The following is a 24,704-nucleotide window of genomic DNA, read 5'->3' on the forward strand; positions in this document are numbered from 1 at the left end:
GGTCGCTAAACCGTTATTCCGTGTCAGTGGAGGCGCATTATAGGGGGTTCCTGACAACTGACAAGTGTTTCTTAAAAATAAATTGCCGACAGCTTCTTTTTTCATCAGAAGAGGAAAAAAGCACCGATTCAAGAACCTGTTTACAGCAAAAACGCATCCCAAATCCTTTTCAGGCGCCATGATATCGATATCGTGTTGCCAGGCATTTCTTTTTATATGTTAAGAAACGCATTTAAATTTCTGTGACGGATCCACGTTCAATTAGCTCCGGCGTCAGGACCAGTAACTGTTGGCTGTCGCCAGGTTCGGCCAGTCGGTGAATTAAAGTATCAATCGCCAGTTCCCCCAACTCATCTTTCGGCTGGTGAATGGTCGTCAGCGGCGGCGTCATATAACGGGCAAGTTCGATATCATCATAACCAATCACCGCAATATCCCGCCCAGCGACAAGGCCAGCCTGAAACAGCGCATGGTAAACCCCAACTGCCATGGCATCATTACAGGTAAAGATGGCTTGCGGTAGAGGATTGATCGCCAGTAAATGGTTCATGGCGTTATATCCCCCCTCAAATTCAAAGTCACCTCTTACTATATAACCCGGTAAGATTGGCAAATTGGCCGTTTTCATCGCCTGTTGAAAACCTTCAAGGCGCAAACGTGCCGGCGTCTTATCCTGAGGCCCGGCAATACAAGCAATACGTGTATAACCACGCGAAATCAGATAACGGGTAGCCATTTTGCCACCCAACAGCGAATTATCCTGAATAATGTCGCTATCACCTTCAAAGGGTGCCCAGTCCATCATGACCGAAGGGATTGATGGATAGCGGTTGAGGATCTCTGCCGAAGGGATATGGCTTTCGGTACACATGATCAACAATCCATCAACCCGCTTTTGCAACAATGTCTCCAGACTGCGGTTCATGCGATCTTCATCGCCCTCGGTATTACACAACACCAGGCTATAGCCACGCTCGAAGCAACAGCGCTCCACGCCCCGAACCACTTCAGAATAAAAGGGGTTGCTGCTGGCGGTCAGCAGCATACCGATGGTTCTTGTCTGATTAAGCTTGAGGCTGCGGGCTAACGCCGAAGGCGCATAATTCAACTGAGTAATCGCCGCAATGATTTTTTCCCGCACCGCTTCGCTCACGAAGCGGTTATTATTAATGACGTGGGAGACTGTAGACGTTGACACACCAGCAAGCCGTGCGACATCTTTCATGGTAGCCACGAGTTACTCCTGCTGCAGCAAGAAGCTGTCAATTTCATCGCGCCAGGGTACCGAAGGTTGTGCGCCTGGCCGTGTTACTGCAATGGCCGCTGCGGCATGGGCAAAACGTACCGCCTGATCCATTGGCTTGTCTTCTAACAGTGCGGTGATCAACGCACCGTTGAAAGTATCCCCTGCGGCAATAGTATCTACCGCTTTCACCTTAAAACCGGCAATACGCTGTCCGTCGCCATTTTCACTTAACCATACTCCGCGATGACCCAGTGTAATCAATACGCTGGCAATGCCTTTTTCATGCAGCACGCTTGCTGCGTGTGCCGCGTCCTCATCTGACGTGATACGCACGCCTGTCAGGATTTCCGCTTCTGTTTCATTCGGCGTAATCATGTCCACCAGCGCCAGCAACTCATCAGATAATGACGTTGCCGGGGCCGGATTGAGAACGACCCGAGTCTGATGCTGACGGGCAATTTTCGCCGCCGCCAGCACGCTATCCAGAGGAGACTCTAATTGCATTAAAAGAACAGCAGCGTCCACAATGGTCTGTTGATGTTTTTCCACTATGGCTGGCGTCAGCGCCGCATTCGCTCCGGCATGAATCGCAATACTGTTTTCACCTTCCGCGTTAACAAAAATTAACGCCACACCGGTAGATTCTCCCGCCACCACTTCAACTGGCGCCACATTAATATGGTCTTTTGCCAACTGCTGACGAATGTGCCCACCGATATTATCTTCACCCACACACGCAATAAAGGAAACGTCAGCCCCACTGCGCCCGGCTGCCACAGCCTGGTTAGCGCCCTTGCCACCAAAAGCCACCTGATATTGCGTCCCGAGAACCGTTTCGCCGGGACGCGGGAACTGGGCAAGGCTCAGGATATGATCTGCGTTGATACTGCCAAGAACAGCCAGTTTGCCGGTATTTTTCATCAGAGAATTATCCAGAAAAAGGCGCCACCTGTGAAAGGTGGCGCGTGCCATGCTTTTCTTTGATTTATTGAGTGACCAGTTTCAGGTCAACCGGATTGATCGCCTGAACATTCTGGCCCTTCAGGGCTTTATCAGCGATATCCACGCCGGTAATGCCGATCTTCTCTGGCTGTTGGGCCACAGTAGCCGCCAGTTTGCCACCTTCAACCGCTTTCACGCCATCAGCAGTGCCGTCAAAGCCAACCACTACCACATCAGATTTGCCCGCAGTTTGCAACGCACGGATTGCCCCCAACGCCATTTCGTCGTTCTGGGCAAACACTGCTTGCACGTCTGGATGCGCAGTGAGCAAGTTCTGCATCACGTTCAGGCCTTTAGTACGGTCAAAATCTGCCGGCTGACTGGCGAGGATAACAAATTTATGGGCATCTGCGGCAGTTTTAAAGCCGTCACCACGCTCACGAGCCACTGACGTTCCGGCAATCCCTGATAGCTCAATAACTTTGGCATGATCGCCGAGTCTTTTCGCGATGTAATCGCCAGCCATTTTACCGCCCAAACGATTATCTGACGCGACATGACTGACAACGCTACCTTGCGCCGCATTACGGTCGAGGGTGATGACCGGGATGTTGGCCTGATTAGCCATTTTCACCGCGTTACCCACTGCATCAGAATCCGTCGGGTTAATCATTAACAACTTTGTACCACGTACAGTCAAATCCTGTACATTAGCCAACTCTTTCGCTGGATTGTTCTGCGAATCCAGCACCACCAGATTGTAGCCCAGCTTATCAGCCTCTTTCTGCGCACCGTCTTTCAACGAAACGAAAAAGGGATTATTCAGGGTGGAAACCACCAACGCTATGGTGTCTTTCGCCATTGCATTAGCACTCAGCGTGACACCAAGCAGAACTGCAAAAACCGTCCGTTTATTCGTTTTCATCATAATGTCCTGTAGGGGAGAGTTATTTACTGCTTTTGTTATCTACCAGCACCGCCAGCAAAATCACTACAGCTTTGACGATCATTTGGTAGTAAGACGAAACACCGAGTAAGTTAAGGCCATTGTTCAGAAAACCCAGGATTAGCGCGCCGATCAATGTCCCCATAATACGTCCCTTGCCACCTGCCAGACTGGTACCGCCCAGTACCACAGCCGCAATAGCATCCAGTTCATACCCCGTACCCGCTGTCGGCTGAGCCGAGGAAAGACGGGCAACTTCAATGGTTCCGGCCAATGCGGCTAACATGCCGCACAGGGCGTAAACGATAATTTTGACCCGGTTGACGCGGATGCCCGACAAACGGGTGGCAGCTTCATTCCCGCCCAGCGCATAAATGTAACGACCCAAACGAGTGTGATGCAGCATGTACCAGGCCAGCAGGAATACTATCGCCATCAACCAGACTGGTGTTGGAACACCCAGTGGACGACCAATACCAAACCAGCCAAACAGGTCGGCATTGTCATTGAATCCGGTATTGATCGGGCTACCGTTGGTGTAGACCATGGTCACACCACGTAACAACATCATCATGACCAGCGTGGCAATAAATGCCTGTACCCGACCTTTCGCCACCACGGTCCCGGTCAGTGCGCCAACCGCCGCCCCCAGTGCCAGAGAAGCCACAACGGCTACCAGCGCGTTAACATTGAGCCCCACCAGCGACGCTCCCACCGCTCCCGTCAACGCCAGCAACGAACCTACCGACAGATCAATGCCTGAAGTCAGGATAACCAACGTCATCCCTACCGCCATAATGGCGTTGGCTGATGTCTGCTGCAGGATATTGAACATATTGTTGACGGTGAAGAAGTTCTGGCTCATGCCAGAAACAATGGCAATCAGCACTATCAGCGCGATCAGTGACTTCTGCTCCAGCAGCCAGGACTTACTGAAAAAACGGCGACTCTGAAGGGTTTGGGTATTCATTGTTATGCCAGCTCCACGCTATGTTGCTTACCTACCGCCGCCGCCATTAGAACTTCCTGCGAGGCCTGTTCAATAGGGAAATCACCGCTAAGGCGTCCCTCGTGCAGTACCAGTACACGATCGCTCATGCCCAACACCTCCGGCATTTCCGAGGAGACAAGGATGATGCTTAACCCCTCATCCTTGAACTGATTGATTAACTGATAAATTTCTTTTTTCGCTCCGACATCCACACCGCGAGTCGGCTCATCAAGGATCAACACTTTTGGCCGGGTCATCAGCCCTCGGGCGATAGCGACCTTTTGCTGATTCCCCCCCGACAACAACCCGACGGGCTGGTCCATCGACGGGGTCTTAATATTAAAGAGTTTGATAAAATCGCTGACTGCCAGTTGCTCTTCCGCATGTTTCAGCCGCCCACCACGGTGGCTAAAGTAGTCCAACGCCGTGAGAGACATGTTCTCTTTCACCGACATCCCCAACACCAGTCCGTCGCGTTTACGATCTTCGGAGATATAAACAATGCCGTTTTGCAGCCCTTCTTCCGGGGAACGCATCAATATGCTCTTGCCGTCAAGCATGATACGGCCCGCACTATGTGGCAGTGCGCCGTACAGTATCTTCATTAATTCAGTACGCCCCGCCCCCATCAGACCCGCCACCCCCAGAATTTCACCTTTGCGTAGCGAGAAACTGATGTCATCCACTCCCGGTCCACTGAGATGCCCGACTTGCAGTCGAACTTCGCCAGGCACCTTATTAAGACGTGGATACTGCTCCTCAAGTTTGCGGCCTACCATCATTTCAATCAGCGTATCTTCATTGAGGCTGTCAACCGTACGCTCGGCAATAAACTGTCCATCACGGAAAATCGTCACGTCATCACAGATTTCAAAAATCTCTTTCATACGGTGGGAGATATAGACAATCCCACAGCCCTGCGCTTTCAGCTCGCGGATCACCTGAAACAGCGAAGCGGTTTCGCTATCGGTCAATGCATCAGTCGGTTCATCCATCACGATGACTTTTGATTCGAAGCTCAGTACTCTGGCAATTTCCACCATCTGCTGCTCGCCAATCGACAGAGAGCCGACCAACTTGTGACTGCTGAAGCGCAAATTTAGTCTTTTCAGCAACACATCAGCCTCAGCATGCATCTTCTTCCACTGAATACGGCCAAATCTGTTCACAAACTCACGACCAAGGAAAATGTTTTCCGCAATACTGAGCTGTGGAATCAGGTTAAGTTCCTGATGAATAATGCCAATCCCCGCATCCTGAGAGGCTTTTGGCCCGTTGAATGAGACGTTGTTGCCCAGCCAGGTGATAGAGCCGGCGTCACAGCGATAGATCCCAGTCATCACCTTCATCATGGTAGATTTTCCGGCGCCGTTTTCCCCCACCAGCGCCATCACGCGGCCAGGATAAACAGCCAGTGACGCTCCCGAGAGCGCTTTTACGCCTGGGAATGATTTATCAATGCCTTGCAGTTGCAATAAGGGTTGCATGGCGGCCTCAGAAGATCACACCAGCGTAGAAGATGACATTCGCATACGGAGAACACTCCCCACTGCGAATCACCGCATGACTACGCTGTGTTTGCTGTTTGAACTGATGATGACTGACGTACTGAATAGCGATAGTGTTCCCCTGATGTTGCTGCAGCACATTGAGTAGAGCCAGTAATTCGCTATGAATTTGTGGGTTATGAAATTTGATCTCTTCCGCAATGACGGCTCTTTCAACCTGCATCTCTTCAGTCACCGCCTGTACCACCTGCATAAAGCTGGGAATACCCTTGATCAGCGCCAGATCGATACGTTGCAATCCGGCCGGAACAGGCAGACCCGCATCACCAATCACCAGGCTATCGGTATGCCCCAGGCGGGAAATCAGGGATGAGATTTCAGAATGTAGTAAAGTGCCTTTTTTCATGTTTCACTCCCGAGCGAAACGTTTCGCTGAGCAGGAGTATAGAAAACAGCAAGGGGAAAAAACAATCGACAAAAGGTGAAACTGTGATCAGCATCGAAACGTTTCGTTCACAATGACCACGGTTTGCCTTAAATAGCAGATAACACTAATGATAAAAAGAATAGAGAGGATACCAACAGCATCACTGACCGGATGCAGACGCGCTGTATTTTCCCTCTGAGGATGCGCGTCATCAGCATGCCCGCAATACTATCCGGGCCCAGAAGCAGAGCCCGTGATACGGAAGGCGACCTGGTGACAGAACCAGAATGAACAAGACTTTCTCCACGCTCCCGCAAGGGATGAGACGCAGGCAGCGATATCTTCCGGTTCAGAACGCCATCAGGCGCGACACTGAAAAACCTGGCGAGCCAGACTCAGCCCTGAATTTTACGGATCTGTTTAACATCCAGTTCGACGGAGTTATAGTTTTTATCCAGCTTGCCCTGTATTTCAACTTTGTCGGCTGGTGCCACGGTCTGGCCTTCCCAGCGTTTGTGGTCAATCTCAACCTTCATGACCCCTGAGGCATCGCGGAACAGGTAATCATCATCACCCACACGCTTTTCAATATTGCCGTGCATCGTCACCCAGGCGTTATCAGCCATATTCTGAGCCTGTTTCACCGTGGTCAACGCGCCGTTAGGGTTCACGAAGCCACCTTTCTGCGTTGATGTCGTTGGCGCATTAGGATCAATGAACCCTCCGATATGGGTAGCAAATACCGGGGTGGAAACCAGAGCAACAATGGCCAGTAAAGCAGCATTCTTTTTCATTTTATTCACCTTTTTTGAATGGGTACGTTTTATTCAGGCGGAATTAAAACAAAAGGTTCTTAACAGGATCTTAAGGAACATGGCTTGGCTGGAAAATTTTATTATTTTGTCTAAAACGCGCGATTTTCGCTATTCGTGGGTATATACCCTCAATAATTAAAGTTGCGGGACAGTGGCAATCGCAGGGATCCTGATACCCCGCCACCGTCCCTCTGTTTGCAGTATAACGACTATACAAAGGCAACGCGGTCTCGTATAAAACCGTTATTCACAGAAGGAATCTATCATGCGAATTTTAGTCATTGAAGACGACAGGTTGATTGGCGACGGCCTCCGTGCCGGGCTGATTAAGATGGGGTTCAACGTTGACTGGTTTACCAATGGCAAAGAGGGAAAAACAGCACTGGACGCCGCGCCTTACGATGCCGTGGTGCTGGACCTCAGCCTGCCCGGCATTGATGGACTGGAGATCCTACGCCAGTGGCGACAACAGGGTCGCGATGAGCCGGTACTGATCCTGACGGCAAGAGATGCATTGGAACAACGGATTAGCGGTTTACAACAGGGCGCGGACGACTACCTTTGCAAACCTTTTGCGCTTAGCGAGGTCGCTGCGCGTCTACAGGCATTGATCCGTCGTCGTCACGGACAGCTTCACCCTTCACTGAACCACGGTGCGGTGGTAATGGAAACCGGTTCACGCACGGTCACGCTCAATGGTGATCCACTGCCGCTGAAGGCACGCGAACTGGCACTACTGGAACTGTTCCTGATGAATGCCGGTCGTGTTCTGACTCGCGATCAGTTGAAAGAGAAGCTTTATAGCTGGGATGACGACGTCTCCAGCAATACCGTTGAGGTACACATTCACCATTTGCGTAAAAAACTTGGCAGTCAGTTTATTCGCACCGTTCATGGCGTGGGTTATACGCTGGGAGAACCGTTGTGAACAAGCTGAGTTTACGTCTGCGCCTGATGCTGGGTTTTATTCTGCTCACGCTGATTTGTGGGGGCGCGGCAAGCCTGGGGGCCTGGTGGCAGACGAGACACAATATTAACAAGCTGTTTGATACCCAGCAGATGCTGTTCGCCAAACGTCTGGCGACAATGAACCCGGAGCAGATCAACACTCAACCACTCACCATGCCTAAAAGCAAAAGGATGCTCAAACATCATCACGGTGAGCAAGATGACGATACTCTGGCCTTTGCAGTCTTCACGCGTGACGGACGGATGGTAATGAATGATGGTGACAACGGCAAAGACTTCCTTTTCCACTACCAGCGCGATGGTTTCACTGACGATAAGTTGAAGGACGATGATGACTTATGGCGGCTGGTATGGCTCAGTACACCAGATAACCGCTATCTGGTCGTAGTCGGTCAGGAATGGGAATATCGCGATGATATGACCAGAGATATTGTACAAACCAATCTGTTCCCATGGCTGATAGCCCTGCCGGTAATGATATTGCTACTGTTATGGCTGCTGACGCACGAACTGGCACCACTGAAAAAAATGGCCCACCAGCTCCGTCAACGTTCCCCAGATGATAGTTCGCCGCTACACGAGAAACGGGTTCCACAGGAAGTGCGTCCGTTGTTAGAAGAACTGAACGCATTGTTCGCCAGAATTGGCGAAATGCTGGTGCGTGAGCGCCGCTTCACTTCCGATGCCGCCCATGAACTAAGAAGCCCACTGGCAGCGCTAAAGGTGCAAACGGAGGTCGTACAACTGGCACATGATGATGAAGCCTTGCGCCATCATGCATTGATCAATCTGGATAAAGGAATCGACCGCGCCACCCGATTGGTCGATCAGTTGCTAACGCTTTCAAGGCTGGAAAGCAGCGAAGAACTTGATAAACAGCCGGTAGATCTACAACCACTATTGCAACAGGCGGTGATGGATCACTACGGCAAAGCACGGTCAGCAGGGGTGGAAATCATGTTAACTTCGCCAGACACACCGGTCATCTTTCCTGGTAATACACTGCTATTGTCACTGATGATGCGCAACCTGCTGGATAATGCCATTCGTTACAGTCAGGCTGGCGGCAACATTGAGCTGAAACTTTCACAGCATGGGATTGAGGTGGCGGATGACGGTAACGGCGTGAGTGCTGAAGACTTAAAGCGAATCGGCGAACGTTTCTATCGGCCACCGGGACAAGAGAAAAGCGGTAGCGGGTTGGGCCTGTCGATTGTCAGCCAGATAGCCCACTTACACGCAATGCAGGTGACATTTGCTAACCGGGAAGAAGGCGGCTTCATCGTACGGATTAGCTGGTAATTCACCGACGATAACGACAATGATCTCTTTCAGTGAACATCAATCAAAAAGTTAACGCGCAGAAACGACGGGCCGGCAAGCCCGTCCTGTTTCTGTGGTTTAAATTTCAACCTGGGTTCCTAATTCGATAACCCGATTAGGGGGAATTTCAAATTGATCCGGCGCACGCAGGGCGTTCTTTTGCAGCATCAGGAACAGCTTGCCGCGCAACTGCAAATACCAGGGTCGTTTGCCGATGATCAGCGACTCATGCGACATAAAGAACGACGTTTCCATCATCCGGCAGTTCAGCCCTTCCAGCCCGCAACGATGGAAAATCTCTTCCACATTCGGCGTTTCACGCCAACCGTAACTGGCCACCACGCGCCAGAAAGTCGGGGAAAGCTGCTCAATAGTCACACGACGAACATTATGCACGTAGGGCGCGTCTTCAGTACGTAACGTCAGGAGCACTACGCGCTCATGTAGCACTTTGTTATGTTTGAGGTTATGTAACATTGCGAACGGGATAACGTTCAGGGCCCGGGACATATAAACCGCGGTTCCCGGTACACGCACCGGCGGTGATTTTTCCAGAGAGGCAATCATCGCCTCCAGAGAGTTGCCGTGCTCATGCATTCGACGCAGCAGACGGAAACGTTCGCTTTTCCAGGTGGTCATGATAACAAACATCACCAATGCCAAACTCAGCGGTAACCAGCCCCCCGAAAAGACTTTAATCAGATTTGCTGAGAACAGGGAAACATCAATACACAACATACCAATAAGGATCAGCATCACCAGATAACGATTCCAGTGCCAGTTTTTAATCGCCACAACAGAGCAGAGAATCGCGGTCAGTACCATCGTGCCAGTCACGGCAATACCGTATGCCGCCGCCAGATTACTGGAGTGTTTGAAGTCCATAATGACGAGGACCACTGCGAAAAACAGGATCCAGTTGATCACCGGAATATAAATCTGTCCTGATTCTTCTTCTGAAGTATGCACGATACGCATCGGCGGCAGGTATCCCAAACGAACCGCCTGACGCGTCAGGGAGAAGACACCGGAAATCACCGCCTGCGAGGCAATAACCGTCGCCAACGTCGCGAGGATCAATATTGGGATCAACGCCCAGTCAGGCGCCAGCAGATAAAACGGATTTTTAATAGCTTGTGGATTTTTCAACAACAGCGCGCCCTGACCGAAGTAGTTCAGCACCAACGACGGCAGCACCACTGAAAACCAGGCCAGGCGGATTGGTAATTTACCGAAGTGCCCCATATCCGCATACAGCGCTTCCACGCCGGTTATCGCCAGTACCACCGCTCCCAGCGCAAAAAATGAAACTTTTTTATATTCAACGAAGAAGTGTATTGCCCAGTAGGGATTCAACGCATGAAGAACATCAGGGTTATGCAGAATACTGCGCGCACCCATGACTGCCAGTACGATAAACCATAGCATCATCACTGGCGCAAACAGTTTACCCACTATTCCTGTTCCATGCTTTTGAATAATAAAGAGTAAAGTCAGAACAGCAATCGCCAGCGGTACGATCCAGGTATCAAGATTCGGTGCCGCAATTTCCAAGCCTTCAATGGCCGAAAGCACCGAAACAGCGGGGGTAATAACCACCTCGCCATAGAAAAAACTGCCGCCAGTCAATCCCATGATCACCAATACTGCGGTGGCTCTGGCGCTGGTATTACGACCAGCCAGTGACATCAGCGTAAGAATGCCCCCCTCCCCAGCATTGTCGGCACGCATCACATAGCTGATATATTTCAGCGAAACGACCAATACCAACAGCCAGAAAATCAGCGAAAGAAAGCCAAATACCGCACCACGCTCAACACCAAAACCGAACTGCCCGGAGAGGCATTCCCGCAAAGTATATAGTGGACTGGTTCCTATGTCGCCATACACAACACCAATGGCTGCTAACGTGACACCACCAAGGGACTGCTTTTTTTCAGAACTCATAAACTAATCTTTTGTTGGGGCTGAATTTTGCCGAATTGCTTGCAGCGTTATCAAACCGTCAAAAAGCGCACAGTATGCACGATTCATCACGAATGCCTACCCCTAATTACGTTAAAAATAAAAATTTCAATGTCCTGTATCACCCTTTGATAAGAAAAAAGCTGACTCACATCAACACTTTCAAGCATCATAACCCGTAATGTTTACGCTCGACAGACCGTAGAATAAGGATGAATGTTTGATTATGCCTCAGCATCATGTACTTGCGGAAAGAATCGCTCGCCTGAGCAATGCCTTAGAAAAGGGGCTTTATGAACGGCATCATGCGATTCGCCTTTGTCTGCTGGCAGCACTCAGCGGAGAAAGCGTCTTTCTGCTTGGTCCACCAGGTATAGCCAAAAGTCTGATAGCCCGCCGTTTAAAATTTGCTTTCCAACATGCCCGCGCTTTCGAATATCTGATGACCCGCTTCTCCACGCCGGAGGAAGTTTTCGGCCCACTGTCTATTCAGGCGTTAAAAGACGAAGGACGCTATCAGCGTCTGACCCGAGGCTATCTGCCAGATGCCGAAATAGTGTTTCTGGATGAGATCTGGAAAGCCGGACCGGCCATTCTTAACACTCTGCTAACGGCCATCAACGAACGTCGTTTTCGTAATGGCGACCGTGAAGAAAAAATTCCGATGCGGCTGCTGATCACCGCCGCCAACGAGCTTCCCGAGGCCGACAGCGGGCTGGAAGCCCTGTATGACCGGATGCTGATCCGTCTGTGGCTGGATAATGTACATGAAAAACAGAACTTCCGCGGCATGCTAACCCACCAGCAAGACGACAGTAATCCAGTGGCTGATTCGCTGCGTATTACCGATGAAGAGTACAGTGAATGGCAGAAGGGAATCGCCCAGGTTTCTCTACCAGATGAGGTGTTCGAGTTAATTTTCCTGCTTCGTCAACAGTTGGAGAACCATCCAGATGCGCCTTACGTCTCTGATCGCCGTTGGAAAAAAGCGATTCATCTGCTGCAGGCCTGTGCTTTTTATAGTGGCCGCAGTGCGATTGCACCGATCGATCTGATCCTACTGAAAGACTGCCTGTGGCATGACATGCCGTCAATGAAGCTTCTCGATAATGAAATCGATAATCTGATGACGCAACAAGCATGGCAACAGCAGCCGATGCTGATAAAACTACAGCAGATTGACTCCCGCCGCCTGGCGCTGCAACAGGAAAAGAACGTCGAACACGCTATCAGGCTGGAAAAACACGGCGGCATGTTCAGCCGCAAACCACATTACGAACTGCCTGCCACGTTGACGGATGATCCCCTGATCCTGATGCTGCAAAAAACCCTGATATTGCACGATATACATGTAACGCATGTGGTTATCACTCGCGATTCCCTGCATCACTGGTTGCAAAAAGGCACAGAGGTGCGTGGCAAACTGAATGGCATTGGCTTTTCCCAATCGCTGGATCTGCACGTGGACAGCAACGACTGCCTGACGTTGCGGGATGTCAGCTTACAGACTTCCAGGCTGATGCTGCCCGGCAAGCAACAGGACAGCAGTCTACCGGAAGAAATTGAGCAGGCGCTTGATGAACTGGAGACGCAACTGCGTACTCAGCGGCTTCTTTTCAGCCAGCACCAACGTTGCCTGTTCATCAGTGATGACTGGCTGGCAAAGATTGAAGAGAGCCTGCAGCAGGTTTCCGAGCGACTTAAGCAGGTGCGGCAGTGATCTCGCTGGATACACTGAGCACTTTTCTGGCCATCAGTGAAAATGCGATGATCGATGAGTTGATTCTGGCGTTACTGACCAACCCACAACTGGCGGTCTTTTTTGAAAAATACCCGGCCCTGAAAAAAGCCTTAATGCAGGATCTGCCACGCTGGAGGTCCGAAATTCTCGAACAGTTGAAAACCAGCCCTGCCCCGGACGATCTGGCCGACGAGTTCACTCTTTTTCAGCAATGCCAACCGCTAAGCCGACCTGCATTTTGCCACCGATTAGAAGAAATACTGCAATATCTGGAACAACATCACTCCCCGTTCGCTAAAGAAGCCCGGGAACGGGTCGCCAATGCTTTTCCTGCCGATTCGCTCACAGAACCGCAGCACATCCTGTTTTTACAACGCTGGCGGCTCAGCCTGTCACTGCAAACCTTATCGCTAAATCAGCAACTGTTTGATGAAGAACGAGAAAAACTGTTGGCCGAGCTGCAACAACGGCTGATGATGAGTGGGCAACTGGCGCAGATACTGTCAGATAACAATGAAGTTGCCGCGAGTAGACTGTGGGATCTGACCAAAAATCCCCTACAGAGTGGTGATTATCAATTGCTGGTGGAATACAGTGATTTTTTGGCACAACAACCTACTTTGCAAAAGCTGGCAGAACAGCTGGGGCGCAGCCGGGAGGCCAAAGTGGTACTGTCGGAGGACGCACCAATGGAGGCTTTTCACCAGTGGGTCAGAGAACCCTCAAATGTGCCGGAAGGCGTTAACGGGCTGCATCAAAGCGATGATATCCTGCGTCTGTTGCCCACAGAGCTGGCGACATTAGGCATCAGCGAGCTGGAGATGGAGTTTTACCGCCGACTGGTAGAAAAAAGACTGCTGACGTATCGCCTGCAAGGTGAAGCCTGGCACGATAAAGTCACCTTACGCCCGGTCACCCACCATCATTATGACCAACAGCCTCGCGGGCCTTTTATTGTCTGCGTTGATACTTCTGGCTCAATGGGCGGTTTTAACGAACGTTGTGCCAAAGCCTTCTGCCTGGCGTTGCTAAAGATGGCGCTGGCTGATAACCGCCGCTGTTACATCATGCTGTTCGCCCACGAGGTTATCGGTTATGAGCTGACGGCAGATGACGGCATTGCCCAGGCCATCCGTTTCCTCAGCCAGCGCTTTCGTGGCGGTACCGATCTGCCTGCCTGCCTGGATGCAGTGCTGACAACACTGTCCACTCCCGGGTGGAATGACGCCGATGCGGTGATTATTTCCGACTTCATCGCTCAGCGGATACCGGAAGAACTACAAAAAAGCATCAAACGCCACCAGTCACAACAGCAACAGCGCTTCCATGCTGTAGCCCTGTCCGATCATGGAAAACCTGGCATTATGCGCATCTTCGACCATATCTGGCGCTTTGATACCGGGTTGAGAAGCCGCTTGCGGCGCCGCTTGCGACATTAGTTTCCGATAGCAAAAATCGGGGCATGCTTATTTGCTATAGTCATGTGCATGAGATGGTTCTGTTGCCGACCGTTCGTGCCCGGCGAAAGGGTCGTGTTTGACACACTTCCATTTTAGCAGTCTGGCGTAAACGCCAGGACATCTTAGCGGATCGGGTATCCGCTGATGAATCAACAATAATATTGCCTGTCTGGTTAATTACCTTCACATTACGCAGTTATTCATTGTTCAATCATTAATACAGGAAGCGCCATGGCAGATAATTTGCAAATTGATAACCTCGATCGTGGCATTCTCAACGCGCTGCTGTCCGATGCCCGCACCGCTTATGCTGAACTGGCCAAACAGTTTAACGTCAGCCCAGGCACTATCCACGTCAGGGTAGAAAAGATGAAGCAATCAGGGATAATCAAAGGCACGCGGGTGGAGATTGATCCCAGGCAATTGGGATATGATGTCTGCTGCTTTATTGGCATCATTCTGAAAAGCGCCAAAGATTATCCTTCTGCGCTGGCTCGTCTGAACAGTCTGGATGAAGTTGTCGAGGCATATTACACCACGGGTCACTACAGCATCTTCATTAAAGTCATGTGCCGTTCGATCGATGCTTTACAACAAGTACTGATCAATAAGATCCAGACCATTGAAGAAATCCAGTCCACCGAAACGCTGATCTCCCTGCAAAACCCCATTATGCGTACCATCAAGCCCTGATCTGTGCACAAAATTATCCACAGAAATATAGGCTTTTAATCTTACAAGTGTACGTGGCGTTTATAGTTGCAGGCCATTTTCGTTCAGCCAGCACACAGCGCCCGCAGCATACTTTAGTCTGTGAGGATCGCGAGCACTGTCCGGGCGGAAAATGGCAAGTAATAGAGCCCCCCACCATTATTAACCCTACTTACCCACAGGTAGATCCCATATTGATCACAGCGTACAATATCCAACTTTGTAGAGCAGGGATCTGACATGGCTGACGTAACCTTAATCACTGGCAGTACCTTAGGCGGCACAGAATATGTCGCCGAAATGCTGGCTGAAAAATTAGAAGCGGCTGGTTTTTCAACAGAGCTGTTGCACGGCCCCGAACTGGACGAACTTTCCACAGAAGGTACCTGGCTGGTAGTGACTTCCACCCATGGCGCAGGTGATCTGCCGGATAACCTGCAACCGTTGTTTGATGCAATAAAAGATAACCAACCGGATCTAAGCCGGGTTCGTTATGGGGCTGTGGGCATTGGCAACCGGGAATACGATACATTCTGCGGTGCAATAGATAAGATGGATAATTTACTAACCGCTTGCGGCGCTAAACGGCTTGGTGATCGTCTGGATATTGACGTGCTGGAACATGAGATCCCGGAAGATCCCGCAGAGGTGTGGATAGAAAGTTGGAAATTATTGCTGAACTGAATACCTCGGGTAGTCGTTGATTCTGGCTGCCCACATAATAAAAACCACGATAGTTTTGTAAATAATGCCCCTGTTTGTTCATTTTACCGGCAATCAGTTGTGGATAAGTCTGCTTTATACCCGGTGATAACCGGTTGTTATCCCAATAACAACTTTCATACTTGCCAGTACCTGTGAATAACTCCATCTTTTGATCCCAGCTTATACGTGGCAGGATCACCGATCTTTCACAGCAAACGATCCTGCTTAAATCAATGATCCTGTGCAGGAAAAAAGGCTTATCCACAGAGATCGTCGATCCTAATAGAAGATCCAATAAAGAGATCTCTAAATAAAAAAGATCTTCTTTTTAATACCTGCCGGGCCCTGTGCTTTCGCCAACGTTTAAAGTTGAGTAGAATCCACACTCCTGACAGAAATGACTCAATCGCACAACGGCGAGGTGCAGTACCATGTTTTATCCAGATCCTTTTGACGTCATCGTAATCGGTGGTGGTCATGCGGGAACCGAAGCTGCAATGGCAGCAGCCCGAATGGGTCAGCACACCCTGCTTTTAACCCATAACATTGATACGCTTGGACAAATGTCCTGTAATCCTGCGATTGGTGGTATCGGTAAAGGACATCTGGTTAAGGAAGTGGATGCACTTGGCGGACTCATGGCCCACGCCATCGATCAGGCGGGTATCCAGTTTAGGATACTAAACGCGAGTAAAGGCCCGGCGGTACGAGCGACTCGAGCTCAGGCAGATCGCGTGCTCTATCGGCAGGCCGTACGTACCGCTCTGGAGAATCAACCCAATCTGATGATCTTCCAGCAAGCTGTTGAGGATCTCATTGTCGAGAATGATCACGTGGTTGGTGCTGTCACTCAGATGGGGTTGAAGTTTCGGGCAAAAACCGTAGTGCTGACGGTCGGGACTTTCCTGGACGGCAAGATTCACATCGGACTGGATAATTATAGTGGGGGGCGTGCTGGAGATCCTCCTTCCATTCCGCTGGCGCGTCGTCTGCGCGAACTTCCTCTGCGTGTCAGTCGCTTGAAAACCGGTACTCCTCCACGTATTGATGCCAGAACCATTGATTTCAGCGTACTGACGCCTCAGCATGGCGATACGCCAATGCCAGTGTTTTCGTTCATGGGCAATGTCGCGCAGCACCCCCAGCAGATGCCTTGTTACATCACCCATACCAATGAGAAAACACATGAAGTTATCCGCAATAATCTCGATCGCAGCCCGATGTATGCTGGCATAATCGAAGGGATTGGGCCACGCTACTGTCCATCGATTGAAGATAAAGTGATGCGTTTTGCTGATCGTAATGCCCACCAGATTTTTCTGGAGCCCGAAGGATTGACCAGCAACGAAATTTATCCGAACGGTATCTCTACCAGCCTACCCTTTGACGTCCAAATGCAGATCGTACGCTCAATGCAGGGAATGGAAAATGCTAAAATCGTCCGTCCTGGCTACGCGATTGAGTATGATTTCTTCGATCCTCGTGATCTAAAACCCACGTTGGAAAGCAAATTTATTCACGGTTTGTTTTTTGCCGGTCAAATCAACGGTACGACAGGTTACGAAGAAGCCGCAGCGCAAGGCTTACTGGCTGGTCTGAATGCGGGGCGACTGTCTGCTGATAAAGAGTGCTGGGCTCCTCGCCGCGATCAGGCTTACCTTGGGGTCCTGGTTGATGATCTGTGCACTTTGGGCACCAAAGAGCCGTATCGCATGTTTACCTCCAGAGCAGAATATCGCCTGATGCTACGTGAAGACAATGCTGACCTCCGCCTGACTGAAGTCGGCCGGGAATTGGGTCTGGTGGATGACATTCGCTGGGCGCGCTACAATGAGAAACTTGAAAGCATTGAGCAGGAACGTCAACGTCTGCGTGATATCTGGGTTCACCCGAAATCCACTTCGGTTGAGGAAGTGAATAACGTACTGAGTGCAGCACTGACTAAGGAAGCGAATGGCGAAGATCTACTACGTCGGCCTGAAATGACTTACCAAAAATTGATGACCTTAAGTACTTTCACTCCGGCACTGAAAGATCCTCAGGCGGCGGAACAGGTTGAAATCCAGGTTAAATATGAAGGGTACATCACTCGACAGCAGGAAGAGATTGACCGTCATTTGCGCAATGAGAACACTCTTTTGCCAGAGGATTTGGATTATCGTCAGGTGAGCGGCCTTTCCAATGAGGTCATCGCTAAATTGAACGATCATAAACCGGGTTCGATAGGCCAGGCTTCACGTATTTCCGGAATTACGCCAGCAGCAATCTCCATTTTGTTGATCTACCTTAAAAAGAAAGGTTTATTGCGCAAAAGCGCCTGACAAGCGCGGTTCTTTTAGGTTGTGTTGTGGGGCGATGACTCGCCCTTATTGCTTGTTTACCGGAAATAATTGTGATTATTAAACTCACTTCTCTGCTGAAAACCGCTCATATTTCTCTGTCCGATCAACAAATACATCAGTTAGTGGCCTATGTCGAGTTGCTGCATAAATGGAACAAGGCTTATAACCTGACCTCTGTGCGTGATCCTCAGCAGATGTTGGTTCGCCATATTCTTGACAGTATCGTGGTGGAACCTCACCTGCAGGGACATCGTTTTATCGATGTGGGAACCGGTCCTGGGTTACCAGGCGTGCCGTTGGCTATCGTTCGTCCTGATGCCCATTTCACTTTATTAGACAGCCTGGGCAAGCGCATCCGTTTCTTAAAGCAGGTGCAGTACGAGCTGAAGCTCAGTAATATCACCCCGGTACAGAGCCGCGTAGAGGATTTTATTGCTGAACCCCCTTTTGATGGCGTTATTAGCCGTGCTTTTGCTTCTCTCAACGATATGCTCAACTGGTGTTGTCATCTGGCGGGTGAAAATGGCCGATTTTATGCGCTTAAAGGGGTTGTTCCTGAGGATGAAATTGCGGTTTTGCCTGAGGGATTCACCCTCGATAAAGTTCTCAAACTTTCTGTTCCACAACTTGAAGGTGAACGCCATCTGGTGGTGATCAGTCCCTGATGAATTATGTCCATAAAGTTCGTAGGTGCTTTATGTTATTGGATTTTTAGTTAAGTTACGTAACTATAAATTTGTTGAATTAATCGCAGTGAAAACATGGCCAGGGAGGTGATGTAAATTTGACCTTTCGTGTGGAATTTATCGTTTTTTTTTGCTGGGGGATTGTTTCGGCAACGTTAAAACTAGCCGTTGAAATTATCAGACATACTCATTTACATTTAACCTTTTATGTACATTGGATTATCAATACATTAACTATATCTAAGCTTTGTCTGATTTTTGATCGTCATGCACTGTAATCTATTTTGTTTATAAATTGAGATAAGTACTAATTGTGGTGTGGAAAATTAGTGAACTGACATGTCAATAAGTTCGTTGAAAAGATAATAAGGTGTCTTTTAAAAATAAATTGATATAATCCACTGAATATAAAATATTTTTAGCGTGGTTTTTGCTGTCATTTCAGGATTCTTACTGACTTTTTTTTGCGCGCGATATTACTTTAAGTGTGATCTTCTGCACGCTTTGCGACCCGTGTCTGATCGCTATTAGCATCAATTATCGGTAGTTTGATGATTTACCCAGAATTGAAAAATAGGGATCGCGAAAGAAATTTAAATAATTGTTCACCTTTTCGCTACTTATCCATTGAAATTACAGGGGCGCACCGTATAATTTGCTCGTTTTTTGCCGCTTGACTCAAAAGAGCAAAGGCAGTTTTATACGACACGCGACATAGCCCCCGAGGGGCAGGAGAATTTCAGCGTCATGTCAGTGTCTCTTTACAGTGTGAAATTTGTCCGAGCCGTGCTGTTGCTTCAGTTGGTGACTTTAGTCGTAATCGGCGCGCTATTTGCTCTTAAAGATCTGACTTGGGGCTCGTCCGCATTTGCGGGTGGATTGGCAGCCTGGCTGCCAAACGTGTTGTTTATGATTTTTGCCTGGCGTCATCAGGCAGGGGACCCTGTTAAGGGGCGCGTGGCCTGGGGGTTCGCACTGGCTGAAGTGCTGAAGGTTCTGGCAACCATTCTTCTGCTGATCGCGGCGCTGGCGATATTCAGAGTGGTGTTTACGCCGCTTGGAGTGGCCTGGTTATCGGTGCTGATGGTGCAAATCGTCGCACCGGCTGTAATTAACAACAAAGGGTAAGAGGCATCATGGCTGCAGGAGAAATCTCTACGCCGCAGGATTACATAGGTCATCATCTGACACATCTTCAGCTTGACCTGCGTACCTTCGAGCTAGTGCATCCACATAACGTACCAGCGACGTTCTGGATACTAAATATCGACTCCATGTTTTTCTCTGTGGTGCTGGGACTGGTGTTCCTGGTGCTGTTTCGTAAGGTTGCGAAATCAGCCACCAGTGGCGTACCTGGAAAACTGCAGGCAGCGATTGAGTTGGTTGTTGGTTTTGTCGACAGTAATGTGCGCGAGATGTACCACGGAAAAAGCAAACTGATCGCTCCGCTGGCTCTGACGATTTTCGTCTGGGTATTCCTGATGAACTTCATGGATTTGCTGCCTATCGATCTGCTGCCGTATATCGGTGAACACATCCTGGGGCTACCATCGTTGCGTATTGTACCAACGGCTGATGTTAACGTGACGTTGTCGATGGCGCTTGGCGTATTTATTTTGATTCTGTTCTACAGCATCAAGATGAAAGGCATTGGCGGCTTTGCTAAAGAGCTGACTTTGCAACCCTTCAATCACCCCATTTTCATCCCGATCAACCTGATCCTTGAAGGGGTGAGCCTGCTCTCCAAACCGATTTCTCTCGGTCTGCGACTGTTTGGCAACATGTATGCGGGGGAATTGATTTTTATCCTGATTGCCGGTCTGTTGCCGTGGTGGTCACAGTGGGTCTTGAATGTGCCTTGGGCCATTTTCCACATCCTGATCATTTCGCTGCAGGCTTTCATTTTCATGGTCTTAACGATTGTCTATCTGTCGATGGCATCTGAAGAACATTGATTTTTTATCAACACAACTGCGTTTTAACTGAAACAAATTGGAGACTGTCATGGAAAACCTGAATATTGATCTGCTGTACATGGCTGCCGCTGTGATGATGGGTTTAGCGGCAATCGGTGCTGCGATCGGTATCGGCATCCTCGGAGGTAAATTCCTGGAAGGCGCTGCGCGTCAACCTGATCTGATTCCTCTGCTGCGTACGCAGTTCTTTGTGGTAATGGGACTGGTGGATGCTATCCCGATGATCGCTGTTGGTCTGGGTCTGTACGTGATGTTTGCTGTCGCGTAGTAACCGATGTTCATCGTTAAACATAATGTTTGGCGATGAACGGCTTCTGTCGATTATTATTGATAACCGCAGAGAAAAGTTAACTTAACAAGAGGCATTGTGCTGTGAACCTTAACGCAACAATCCTCGGTCAGGCTATCGCGTTCATCCTGTTTGTAGCGTTCTGCATGAAGTACGTATGGCCGCCGCTTATGGCTGCTATCGAAAAGCGCCAGAAAGAAGTTGCCGAAGGCCTTGCTTCCGCTGAACGTGCCAAAAAAGATTTGGATCTCGCGCAGGCTAATGTGACCGATCAGCTGAAAAAAGCGAAAGAAGAAGCTCAGGTTATCGTCGAACAGGCTAACAAGCGTCGTTCGCAGATCCTGGACGAAGCGAAAACTGAAGCTGAGCAGGAACGTAACAAGATCGTTGCTCAGGCGCAGGCGGAAATTGAAGCCGAGCGTAAACGTGCACGTGAAGAGTTACGTAAACAAGTCGCGATGCTGGCTGTTGCTGGCGCCGAGAAAATTATTGAACGTTCCGTGGATGAAGCTGCTAACAGCGACATCGTCGATAAACTGGTCGCTGAACTGTAAGGAGGGAGGGGCTGATGTCTGAATTTACTACTGTAGCTCGCCCCTACGCCAAAGCAGCTTTTGACTTTGCTGTTGAGCATCAGAATGTTGATAGCTGGCAGCAGATGCTGGCGTTCGCTACTGAGGTAGCCAGCAATGAACAGGTTGCAGAACTGCTTTATGGCGCGCTTGCGCCGGAAGCGTTGTCTGCACAGTTCATCGCTATCTGTGGCTCGCAACTGGACGAAGCTGGTCAGAATCTGATCAAGGTAATGGCTGAAAACAAACGTTTACCAGCGCTTCCAGATGTTCTGGTTCAGTTTATCCAGTTACGTGCCGCACATGATGCGATCATTGACGTTGAGGTAATCTCTTCCACTACATTGAGTGACGAACAGCTGACCAAAATCAGCGCCGCTATGGAAAAACGTCTGTCACGCAAAGTTAAGCTGAATTGCAAAATTGATAAGTCTGTAATGGCAGGCGTAATCATCCGTGCGGGTGATATGGTCATTGATGGCAGCGTACGCGGCCGTCTTGAGCGTCTTGCAGACGTCTTGCAGTCTTAAGGGGACTGGAGCATATGCAACTGAATTCCACCGAAATCAGCGAACTGATCAAGCAGCGCATTGCTCAGTTCAATGTCGTGAGTGAAGCTCACAACGAAGGTACAATCGTATCCGTCAGTGACGGTATCATCCGCATTAATGGCCTGGCCGATGTGATGCAGGGTGAGATGATCTCATTACCGGGTAATCGTTATGCCATCGCCCTGAACCTGGAGCGTGACTCTGTTGGTGCGGTGGTGATGGGACCCTATACTGACCTCGCCGAAGGTATGAAGGTTAAGTGTACGGGCCGTATTCTGGAAGTGCCTGTTGGTCGTGGCTTGCTGGGCCGCGTGGTGAACACCCTGGGGGCGCCAATTGATGGTAAAGGCGCTATCGACAACGATGGTTTCTCACCAATCGAAGTGATTGCCCCTGGCGTTATCGACAGACAGTCTGTTGACCAGCCTGTCCAGACGGGTTACAAGTCAGTTGATGCGATGATCCCAATCGGCCGTGGCCAGCGTGAGCTGATCATCGGTGACCGCCAGACCGGTAAAACCGCGATGGCTATCGATGCAATCATCAATCAGCGTGATTCCGGTATCAAGTGCGTGTATGTGGCCATTGGTCAGAAAGCGTCCACTATCTCTAACGTGGTTCGTAAGCTGGAAGAGTACAACGCCCTGTCTAATACCATTGTGGTGGTGGCGACCGCTTCTGAGTCTGCTGCATTGCAGTATCTGGCACCATATTCGGGTTGTGCCATGGGAGAATACTTCCGTGACCGTGGTGAAGATGCGCTGATCGTCTATGATGACCTGTCTAAACAGGCTGTCGCTTACCGTCAGGTTTCACTGTTGCTGCGTCGTCCGCCAGGACGTGAAGCGTTCCCAGGGGACGTGTTTTACCTCCACTCCCGTTTGCTGGAGCGTGCTTCCCGTGTGAGCGCCGACTATGTTGAGCGTGTCACTAATGGTGAAGTGAAAGGTAAAACGGGATCACTGACCGCGCTGCCAATCATTGAAACCCAGGCTGGTGACGTTTCCGCATTCGTTCCGACTAACGTTATCTCGATTACTGATGGTCAGATCTTCCTGGAAACCAACCTGTTCAACTCTGGTATTCGTCCGGCGGTTAACCCGGGTATTTCCGTATCCCGTGTTGGTGGTGCTGCGCAGACCAAGATAATCAAGAAACTGTCCGGTGGTATTCGTACCGCTCTGGCGCAGTATCGTGAACTGGCCGCGTTCTCACAGTTTGCCTCCGATTTGGACGAAGCAACCCGTAAACAGTTGGATCACGGACAGAAAGTGACTGAACTGCTGAAACAGAAACAGTATATGCCTATGTCTATCGCACAGCAGGGGGTGGTACTGTTTGCAGCTGAGCGAGGCTTTCTGAATGACGTTGAACTGGCGAAAATCAGCAGCTTCGAGACCGCTTTGCTGGCCTTCGCTGAGCGTGATTACGCTCAGCTGATGGCTGAAATCAACCAGTCTGGTAACTACAACAACGAGATCGAAGAGAAGTTAAAAGACCTCCTCGAAACGTTTAAGAAAACCCAGTCCTGGTAATGTCTGGCGGCTTGTCCCTTAAGGGGCAGGCCGCAAGGCTTTGAGGAGAAGCTTATGGCCGGCGCAAAAGAGATACGTAGTAAGATCGCAAGCGTTCAGAATACGCAAAAGATCACCAAAGCGATGGAAATGGTGGCTGCCTCCAAAATGCGTAAATCGCAGGAATGTATGGCGGCTAGCCGTCCTTATGCAGAGACCATGCGCAAAGTGATTGGTCACATTGCGTTAGGGCATCTGGAGTATAAGCACCCTTACCTGGAGGAGCGTGACGTTAAGCGCGTTGGCTACCTGGTCGTATCCACCGACCGCGGGCTTTGTGGTGGTTTGAACATTAACCTGTTCAAAAAATTGCTGGCTGATATGAAAAGCTGGTCTGATAAAGGGGTACTGAGTGATCTGGCCATTATCGGTTCCAAAGGTCTGTCATTCTTTAACTCTGTCGGTGGCAACGTGGTTGCTCAGGTTACCGGTATGGGGGATAAACCAGCCCTGTCTGACCTGATTGGCCCGGTAAAAGTGATGCTGCAGGCTTATGACGAAGGTCGGATCGACAAGCTTTATGTGGTCAGCAACAAATTTATCAACACCATGTCTCAGACTGCGCAGATCAATCAGTTGCTGCCGTTACCGCCAGCAGATGAAGATGAAGACGTTGTGAATAAGAGTACCTGGGATTATCTGTATGAGCCGGATCCGAAAGCGCTGCTGGATACATTATTGCGTCGCTACGTCGAGTCTCAGGTTTACCAGGGGGTTGTAGAAAACCTGGCCAGTGAGCAGGCCGCACGTATGGTGGCGATGAAAGCCGCAACTGACAACGGCGGAAACCTGATCAAAGACCTGCAGTTGGTATACAACAAAGCTCGTCAGGCCAGCATCACCCAGGAACTTACCGAGATTGTCGGTGGGGCCTCCGCGGTTTAATCAGGTATACCCAGGCACTGGAGCAGCAGCAAAACAGTAAGCGAATGCGTCCCGTTGCGTTTACTTAAGAGCGATACCGG

23 protein-coding genes are annotated in these 24,704 nt (G+C 49.9%); 15 read left to right on the forward strand and 8 right to left on the reverse strand.

Annotated elements, in window-relative coordinates:
* Window positions 1–232 precede the first annotated feature (232 nt).
* The 7 genes from rbsR to EH228_RS05340 all read right to left on the reverse strand — a co-directional run bounded on the left by rbsR (window position 233) and on the right by EH228_RS05340 (window position 6,854).
* Window positions 233–1,234 (reverse strand): ribose operon transcriptional repressor RbsR, encoded by a 1,002-nt coding sequence (rbsR, locus tag EH228_RS05310; protein ID WP_240116230.1) that lies wholly within the window; start codon window positions 1,232–1,234, stop codon window positions 233–235.
* A gap of 3 nt (window positions 1,235–1,237) precedes the next feature.
* Window positions 1,238–2,167, reverse strand: a complete 930-nt coding sequence (gene rbsK / locus EH228_RS05315; RefSeq protein WP_152320643.1) for a ribokinase — start codon at window positions 2,165–2,167, stop codon at window positions 1,238–1,240.
* A 64-nt stretch (window positions 2,168–2,231) separates the two neighbouring features.
* Window positions 2,232–3,113: a ribose ABC transporter substrate-binding protein RbsB gene (rbsB, locus tag EH228_RS05320; RefSeq protein WP_420841449.1), complete on the reverse strand. Its 882-nt coding sequence runs from the start codon at window positions 3,111–3,113 to the stop codon at window positions 2,232–2,234.
* Between the two features lie 22 nt (window positions 3,114–3,135).
* On the reverse strand, window positions 3,136–4,104 hold the full coding sequence (gene rbsC, locus EH228_RS05325; protein WP_152320645.1) for a ribose ABC transporter permease: 969 nt from the start codon (window positions 4,102–4,104) through the stop codon (window positions 3,136–3,138).
* A gap of 2 nt (window positions 4,105–4,106) precedes the next feature.
* Window positions 4,107–5,612: a ribose ABC transporter ATP-binding protein RbsA gene (gene rbsA / locus EH228_RS05330; protein ID WP_152320646.1), complete on the reverse strand. Its 1,506-nt coding sequence runs from the start codon at window positions 5,610–5,612 to the stop codon at window positions 4,107–4,109.
* Window positions 5,613–5,619: 7 nt separating this feature from the next.
* Complete coding sequence (rbsD, locus tag EH228_RS05335) at window positions 5,620–6,039, reverse strand: D-ribose pyranase (protein ID WP_152320647.1); 420 nt, start codon at window positions 6,037–6,039, stop codon at window positions 5,620–5,622.
* 416 nt (window positions 6,040–6,455) lie between these two features.
* Window positions 6,456–6,854, reverse strand: a complete 399-nt coding sequence (locus tag EH228_RS05340) for a YgiW/YdeI family stress tolerance OB fold protein (protein ID WP_152320648.1) — start codon at window positions 6,852–6,854, stop codon at window positions 6,456–6,458.
* A gap of 286 nt (window positions 6,855–7,140) precedes the next feature.
* Between EH228_RS05340 and qseB the strand changes: the two genes are divergently transcribed.
* Together qseB and qseC are read left to right on the forward strand one after the other, a co-directional pair.
* Window positions 7,141–7,803, forward strand: coding sequence for a quorum sensing response regulator transcription factor QseB (qseB, locus tag EH228_RS05345; protein WP_152320649.1), 663 nt, complete (start codon window positions 7,141–7,143; stop codon window positions 7,801–7,803).
* Window positions 7,800–9,146 carry a quorum sensing histidine kinase QseC gene (qseC, locus tag EH228_RS05350; protein WP_152320650.1) on the forward strand — a complete coding sequence of 449 codons (1,347 nt, stop codon included), beginning with the start codon at window positions 7,800–7,802 and terminating at the stop codon, window positions 9,144–9,146. Before qseB ends, qseC begins: the two co-directional genes overlap by 4 nt.
* Before the next feature lie 99 nt (window positions 9,147–9,245).
* Here the strand turns inward: qseC and kup are convergent, their stop codons facing one another.
* Entirely contained in the window at window positions 9,246–11,114 is a 1,869-nt protein-coding gene (kup, locus tag EH228_RS05355; protein WP_152320651.1) for a low affinity potassium transporter Kup, read from the reverse strand.
* A gap of 244 nt (window positions 11,115–11,358) precedes the next feature.
* On the opposite strand from kup, the gene ravA reads away from it, so the two are divergent.
* From ravA to atpG, 13 genes are all read left to right on the forward strand, one after another.
* Complete coding sequence (ravA, locus tag EH228_RS05360) at window positions 11,359–12,852, forward strand: ATPase RavA (protein ID WP_152320652.1); 1,494 nt, start codon at window positions 11,359–11,361, stop codon at window positions 12,850–12,852.
* Window positions 12,849–14,312 (forward strand): ATPase RavA stimulator ViaA, encoded by a 1,464-nt coding sequence (gene viaA / locus EH228_RS05365; RefSeq protein WP_152320653.1) that lies wholly within the window; start codon window positions 12,849–12,851, stop codon window positions 14,310–14,312. Before ravA ends, viaA begins: the two co-directional genes overlap by 4 nt.
* A 252-nt stretch (window positions 14,313–14,564) precedes the next feature.
* The gene (gene asnC, locus EH228_RS05370) at window positions 14,565–15,026 is read left to right on the forward strand and encodes a transcriptional regulator AsnC (RefSeq protein WP_152320654.1); all 462 of its coding nucleotides are present in this window, start codon (window positions 14,565–14,567) and stop codon (window positions 15,024–15,026) included.
* 258 nt (window positions 15,027–15,284) lie between these two features.
* On the forward strand, window positions 15,285–15,728 hold the full coding sequence (mioC, locus tag EH228_RS05375; RefSeq protein ID WP_152320655.1) for an FMN-binding protein MioC: 444 nt from the start codon (window positions 15,285–15,287) through the stop codon (window positions 15,726–15,728).
* 452 nt (window positions 15,729–16,180) lie between these two features.
* Window positions 16,181–18,070 carry a tRNA uridine-5-carboxymethylaminomethyl(34) synthesis enzyme MnmG gene (gene mnmG / locus EH228_RS05380; protein ID WP_152320656.1) on the forward strand — a complete coding sequence of 630 codons (1,890 nt, stop codon included), beginning with the start codon at window positions 16,181–16,183 and terminating at the stop codon, window positions 18,068–18,070.
* Between the two features lie 71 nt (window positions 18,071–18,141).
* Complete coding sequence (gene rsmG, locus EH228_RS05385; RefSeq protein WP_152320657.1) at window positions 18,142–18,756, forward strand: 16S rRNA (guanine(527)-N(7))-methyltransferase RsmG; 615 nt, start codon at window positions 18,142–18,144, stop codon at window positions 18,754–18,756.
* Window positions 18,757–19,524: 768 nt separating this feature from the next.
* Window positions 19,525–19,905 (forward strand): F0F1 ATP synthase subunit I, encoded by a 381-nt coding sequence (gene atpI, locus EH228_RS05390; protein ID WP_152320658.1) that lies wholly within the window; start codon window positions 19,525–19,527, stop codon window positions 19,903–19,905.
* 8 nt (window positions 19,906–19,913) lie between these two features.
* Entirely contained in the window at window positions 19,914–20,732 is an 819-nt protein-coding gene (gene atpB, locus EH228_RS05395; protein WP_152320659.1) for a F0F1 ATP synthase subunit A, read from the forward strand.
* Window positions 20,733–20,781: 49 nt separating this feature from the next.
* On the forward strand, window positions 20,782–21,021 hold the full coding sequence (atpE, locus tag EH228_RS05400) for a F0F1 ATP synthase subunit C (RefSeq protein ID WP_152320660.1): 240 nt from the start codon (window positions 20,782–20,784) through the stop codon (window positions 21,019–21,021).
* Between the two features lie 104 nt (window positions 21,022–21,125).
* On the forward strand, window positions 21,126–21,596 hold the full coding sequence (gene atpF, locus EH228_RS05405; protein ID WP_152320661.1) for a F0F1 ATP synthase subunit B: 471 nt from the start codon (window positions 21,126–21,128) through the stop codon (window positions 21,594–21,596).
* A 14-nt stretch (window positions 21,597–21,610) separates the two neighbouring features.
* The gene (gene atpH / locus EH228_RS05410) at window positions 21,611–22,144 is read left to right on the forward strand and encodes a F0F1 ATP synthase subunit delta (RefSeq protein WP_152320662.1); all 534 of its coding nucleotides are present in this window, start codon (window positions 21,611–21,613) and stop codon (window positions 22,142–22,144) included.
* Between the two features lie 14 nt (window positions 22,145–22,158).
* Window positions 22,159–23,700, forward strand: a complete 1,542-nt coding sequence (atpA, locus tag EH228_RS05415; RefSeq protein ID WP_152320663.1) for a F0F1 ATP synthase subunit alpha — start codon at window positions 22,159–22,161, stop codon at window positions 23,698–23,700.
* Window positions 23,701–23,754: 54 nt separating this feature from the next.
* Window positions 23,755–24,624 (forward strand): F0F1 ATP synthase subunit gamma, encoded by an 870-nt coding sequence (gene atpG / locus EH228_RS05420; protein WP_152320664.1) that lies wholly within the window; start codon window positions 23,755–23,757, stop codon window positions 24,622–24,624.
* The last annotated feature ends 80 nt before the right edge of the window (window positions 24,625–24,704 follow it).

The organism is Erwinia endophytica, from assembly GCF_009295515.1.
In the GTDB taxonomy this organism is placed as follows: domain Bacteria; phylum Pseudomonadota; class Gammaproteobacteria; order Enterobacterales; family Enterobacteriaceae; genus Erwinia; species Erwinia endophytica.

Bases quoted from the DNA above. Each gene is read 5' to 3' on its own strand.
- rbsD (WP_152320647.1), bottom strand. From the start codon at position 6,039: ATGAAAAAAGGCACTTTACTACATTCTGAAATCTCATCCCTGATTTCC.
- atpI (WP_152320658.1), top strand. From the start codon at position 19,525: ATGTCAGTGTCTCTTTACAGTGTGAAATTTGTCCGAGCCGTGCTGTTG.
- atpE (WP_152320660.1), top strand. From the start codon at position 20,782: ATGGAAAACCTGAATATTGATCTGCTGTACATGGCTGCCGCTGTGATG.
- rbsA (WP_152320646.1), bottom strand. From the start codon at position 5,612: ATGCAACCCTTATTGCAACTGCAAGGCATTGATAAATCATTCCCAGGC.
- atpA (WP_152320663.1), top strand. From the start codon at position 22,159: ATGCAACTGAATTCCACCGAAATCAGCGAACTGATCAAGCAGCGCATT.
- rbsK (WP_152320643.1), bottom strand. From the start codon at position 2,167: ATGAAAAATACCGGCAAACTGGCTGTTCTTGGCAGTATCAACGCAGAT.
- atpH (WP_152320662.1), top strand. From the start codon at position 21,611: ATGTCTGAATTTACTACTGTAGCTCGCCCCTACGCCAAAGCAGCTTTT.
- atpG (WP_152320664.1), top strand. From the start codon at position 23,755: ATGGCCGGCGCAAAAGAGATACGTAGTAAGATCGCAAGCGTTCAGAAT.
- mioC (WP_152320655.1), top strand. From the start codon at position 15,285: ATGGCTGACGTAACCTTAATCACTGGCAGTACCTTAGGCGGCACAGAA.
- EH228_RS05340 (WP_152320648.1), bottom strand. From the start codon at position 6,854: ATGAAAAAGAATGCTGCTTTACTGGCCATTGTTGCTCTGGTTTCCACC.
- rbsC (WP_152320645.1), bottom strand. From the start codon at position 4,104: ATGAATACCCAAACCCTTCAGAGTCGCCGTTTTTTCAGTAAGTCCTGG.
- asnC (WP_152320654.1), top strand. From the start codon at position 14,565: ATGGCAGATAATTTGCAAATTGATAACCTCGATCGTGGCATTCTCAAC.
- kup (WP_152320651.1), bottom strand. From the start codon at position 11,114: ATGAGTTCTGAAAAAAAGCAGTCCCTTGGTGGTGTCACGTTAGCAGCC.
- rbsB (WP_420841449.1), bottom strand. From the start codon at position 3,113: ATGAAAACGAATAAACGGACGGTTTTTGCAGTTCTGCTTGGTGTCACG.
- qseB (WP_152320649.1), top strand. From the start codon at position 7,141: ATGCGAATTTTAGTCATTGAAGACGACAGGTTGATTGGCGACGGCCTC.
- ravA (WP_152320652.1), top strand. From the start codon at position 11,359: ATGCCTCAGCATCATGTACTTGCGGAAAGAATCGCTCGCCTGAGCAAT.
- atpB (WP_152320659.1), top strand. From the start codon at position 19,914: ATGGCTGCAGGAGAAATCTCTACGCCGCAGGATTACATAGGTCATCAT.
- mnmG (WP_152320656.1), top strand. From the start codon at position 16,181: ATGTTTTATCCAGATCCTTTTGACGTCATCGTAATCGGTGGTGGTCAT.